Here is a 3246-nt window from a genome sequence, read left to right as displayed (position 1 = left end):
GGGCATCAACCGCCCCGGATGCGTTGTTGTCACACAGCGCGACGGGTCGTTGCCGGGAAAGGCTCAGTGGGTACAACCTCGCCCATGACGTGGGGGAGTAGCGGCGGGCGGCAGCGGGCGGTGCTGCTGGTCGGGTGTCTGATCGGACTCGGTGCGCTGTGGTGGCTGACCCCGGCTTTCTACGGATCGGGTGCGGAGGGGCGGGCCGGGGCGATCGCGACGACCCGCACCGGCATCCTGACCGTCGCCGCCGGGCTGATCGCGTTCTTCGGGGTCACGATGAACCTGGAGGAGACCCGTCGCGCCAACGAGCAGGCCCGCGTCCGCGACCAGCAGACCCACGAGCGGGAGCGGGAGGCGCAGCTGGCCGACCGCTACACCGCCGCCGTTAGCCAACTCGGCTCGGACACCCTCGACGTCCGCCTCGGCGGCCTCTACGCCCTGGAACAGATCGCCGTCGACGCGGCCACCCACCACCGCACCGTCGTCGAGGTCCTCTCCGCGTTCGTGCGGGAACACACCATTCCCGGCCGGCCCGGCGCCCTGCGCCGCCAGCGCGACCGGCCTCCGCCCCCAGCCGCGGCGGCGCCGCCGGGCACCGCCGACCTACCGTCGGCCGGCAAAACGGAGAGCACGAGCGCGGCACCGGCGCCGGTGCCGGCGCCGTCCGGGCCGGACACCGATATCCAGGCCGCCCTCACCGTTCTCGGCCGGCTGCCCCCTCGCGACGGCGTGCCCCGCGCCGTGCTCACCGGCGCCGTGCTCACCGGCGCCCTGCTGAACCGGGCGAACCTCACCGACGCCCAGCTGTCCTGGGCGAACCTCACCAACGCCCAGCTACGCGGGGCGAATCTCACCCGCGCCTGGCTGCACGGGGCGAATCTCACCCGCGCCCGGCTGTTCGGGGCGAATCTCGCCGGTGCCCGGCTGTTCGGAGCGAATCTCACCCGCGCCCGGCTGTTCGGGGCGGACCTCACCGACACGGTGGAGCTGACGCAGGAGCAGCTCGAGTCGGCGACAGGGGATTCTTCGACGGTGCTGCCGGACGGGGTGGCGCGGCCGGCGTCGTGGCCGGCCCGCGGCCTGGACGACACACCCCCGCCCTGAGTCCGTTTCATCCGGTCTGCCGGTTTTTCTGGGGCCCGGGGCCCTGCTGGTTTATTCAGGCTGGGAGGGTGACGTCTCGCTGGTGCCGATGGCCGGACTTGATCGCGTCAGCGGTGCTACCGCAGGGTTGGGTCGACGTTGTGTAGCGGTGTCGGCGGCATCCAACACGGCGCGCAACACGCGGGCCGGTAATGGATCGTCCGGCGTCGGGTCGGGACGATGGCGCGCGTGTCCATGCAGCCGAGACCCTGGCCCGAGATACCCGCACGGACCGTGGAGGTCGCCTGCGCCGCGTTCCCGAAGGGCAGCCTGGCGATGCGCATCCGCGAGGAGCTCGGCGCGGTGTACGAGGACGAACGGTTCACCGCGGCGTTCGAGGTGCGGGGCCGTCCAGCGATCCCCCCGGCCCAGCTGATGATGGTCACGGTGCTGCAGTTCAGCGAGAACCTCACGGACCGGCAGGCCGCGGACGCGGTACGCGACCGGGTGTTCTGGAAGTACGCCCTCGGCCTCGAGCTCGACGACTCCGGGTTCGACCCCAGCGTCCTGTCCGAGTTCCGCGCGCGGCTCGTCGAGGGGGATCTCGCGACCCTCGCGCTGGACGCACTGCTCGAACGCCTCGCCGCCCGGGGCCTGGTGAAGGCGGGCGGGCGGGCGCGCACCGACTCCACCCACATGCTCGGCGCGATCCGGCACCTGTGCCGTCTCGAACTGGCCGGGGAGACCCTGCGCGCCACGCTCGAGGCGCTGGCCAGCGCCGCCCCGGCGTGGCTGACCGGGGTGATCGACGCGTCCTGGCAGCTGCGCTACGGGGCGCGGGTCGGCAACCTGCACCTGCCCGAGTCCGAGACCCGGCGCAAGGCCCTCATGCTCGACTACGGCCGCGACGGCTACCACCTGCTGAAGGTGATCTCCTCGCCCGGGGCCCCGGCCTGGCTGCGGGAGATCCCCGCCGTCGACGCGCTGCGCCGGATCTGGGTCCAGCAGTTCTACCGGTACACCACGAACACCGGGACGGAGGGGGTACGGCGGCGGGAGAGCGAGTCCGAGGGCGGGGACGGTCTCCCGCCCGGCAGAGACCGCCTGATCTCCCCCTACGACCTCGACGCCCGCCACAGCGTCAAACGCGACCACGGCTGGGACGGCTACAAGGTCCACTTCACCGAGACCTGCAACCCACCCGACCCCGCTACGACGACCGCGACGACCGCGACGACCGCGACGACCGCGACGAAGACTACCGGGCGCGGCGATCTCCCCAACGTGATCACCGGGGTGCTGACCACGGTGGCGACCACCTCCGACGCCGCCGCCGCGCTCGAGGAGATCCACGCCGGGCTCGCGCGCAACCGGCTGCTGCCCGCCGAGCACCTGCTCGACTCCGGCTACCCCAGCGCCGAGCAGATCGTCCGCTCCGCCCGGGCCTACGGGATCACGCTGGCCACCCCGGTCCTGCTCGACCAGTCCGCCCAGGCCAGGGCCGGACAGGGCTATGACAAGGCGAGTTTCTCCTTCGACTTCGACCAGCGACGCGGCACCTGCCCCGAGGGCAGGGCCAGCAGATCGTGGACCCCGTGCCGCCAGCGAGACACCGACGCGATCGTGGTGACCTGGGCGAAGGCGGACCGCGGCCCCTGCCCGAAACGTGCACTGTGCACGAAGGGCACCCGCCGGCAGATCACCATCCGGGACCGTGGCCTGCACGAAGCCCTGGCCGCCGCGCGGGCCGAGCAGACGACCGACACGTGGAAGCGCCGCTACGCCGCCCGGGCCGGGATCGAGGGCACCATGCGCCAGACCACCCACGTCGCCGGCACCCGCACCGCCCGCTACATCGGCCTACCGAAGACCGCCCTCGAACACAACATCGCCGCAACCGCGATCAACATGATCCGGCTCGATGCCTACTGGACCGGGAAGCCCCTCGACCGCACCCGCGCCACCCACCTCGCCCGACTCGACTTCACCCTCGCAGCCTGAATAAACCAGCAGGGCCGCCCGGGAAAACAAATGGCTCTGTTGCATTGGGCGGAGGCAAGGCATGGTGGACCTGTGCCGGGCGGGTGCTCAGACGGCCAGCGCGAGCTCGGTGAAGGCAGCCGTCAGCCGCTGGCGGGGTTCGGCGTCCGTTCCGAGTTC

The 3246-nt window shown here is 72.2% G+C and carries 2 protein-coding genes; both read left to right on the top strand.

What is annotated here, in order from left to right; all coding sequences use genetic code 11:
• The first annotated feature begins 84 nt into the window (after window positions 1–84).
• Window positions 85–1107 carry a pentapeptide repeat-containing protein gene (locus AC5LUJ_RS18570; RefSeq protein WP_493465370.1) on the top strand — a complete coding sequence of 341 codons (1023 nt, stop codon included), beginning with the start codon at window positions 85–87 and terminating at the stop codon, window positions 1105–1107.
• 234 nt (window positions 1108–1341) lie between these two features.
• Entirely contained in the window at window positions 1342–3087 is a 1746-nt protein-coding gene (locus AC5LUJ_RS18565) for a transposase (RefSeq protein WP_493465371.1), read from the top strand.
• Window positions 3088–3246 lie beyond the last annotated feature (159 nt).

It is taken from the genome of Protofrankia sp. CiP1_Cm_nod3 (assembly GCF_982290655.1).
Note: the sequence above shows the minus strand (reverse complement) of the source record. Positions and strands in the feature narration are given on the sequence as shown.